Source organism: Pseudomonas edaphica, from assembly GCF_005863185.1.
GTDB lineage: Bacteria > Pseudomonadota > Gammaproteobacteria > Pseudomonadales > Pseudomonadaceae > Aquipseudomonas > Aquipseudomonas edaphica.
In genome coordinates, this window is sequence record NZ_VBVZ01001084.1 from 1 (window position 1) to 776 (window position 776).

1 protein-coding gene is annotated in these 776 nt (G+C 62.6%); it reads right to left on the minus strand.

The features are described from left to right. Positions 1–40: 40 nt before the first annotated feature. Positions 41–776 (minus strand): Nudix family hydrolase (locus tag FEM54_RS33380; protein ID WP_138454378.1); only part of this gene is annotated, 736 nt, incomplete at its 5' end.

Here is a 776-nt window from a genome sequence, read left to right on the forward strand (position 1 = left end):
GTCCAGGGCTGCATTCCCACGCAGAGCGTGGGAACGATCATCATGCCTCAGGCCAGAACGCGCGAATGCCTGCCACACCCTGAGCCCCGGCTTCCCAAGCCTGTTCCCGCTCAGCCGGCCCAAGCCCGCCCAGCAGAAACACCGGCTTACTGAACCCACGGATCAACTCTACCGCCTGCTCCCAACCCAACGGCTGGGCATCGGGATGAGTCTGGGTCGGCTGCACCGGCGACAGCGTGACAAAATCCACGTCCATCATCTCTGCCAGTGCCAGCTCTTCGGCGTTGTGGCAAGAAGCCGCCAACCAGCGATCCTTCGGCAGCGGGCGGCCTTTGCTCGCGTATTTACGCAACTGCGCCGAGGTCATGTGCCAGCCGGCGGCAGGGAAATCCCCCAGCCATTCGAACGGCCCTTTAAGCATCAGTTGCGCCTTGCCGGCACACAGGCCCACCGCGTCCACCGCCAAGTCACGGTATTTAGGGTCGTAACCGTTGGGCGCGCGCAGTTGAACCAGCTTGATGCCACCGGCAATGGCTTTCTGGACACCTCGCAACAAGGTGGGGGCTTCCAGTTCGCCTGGTGTGATCAAGTATTCAGCGGGCAAACGGGCAGCCGCAACAATCGGTGCATTCGCCGCCGGGAACTCATAGTTGAGCAAGTCCCGCGGCGTCACCCATTCCAACGGCTGCCCTTCGGCACCATGGGGCTCGCCGGTAAAGGCCGAGACTTCCCAGACATCCAGCAACACCTGCTTGTCCGGGTAGTCATGCTGGACC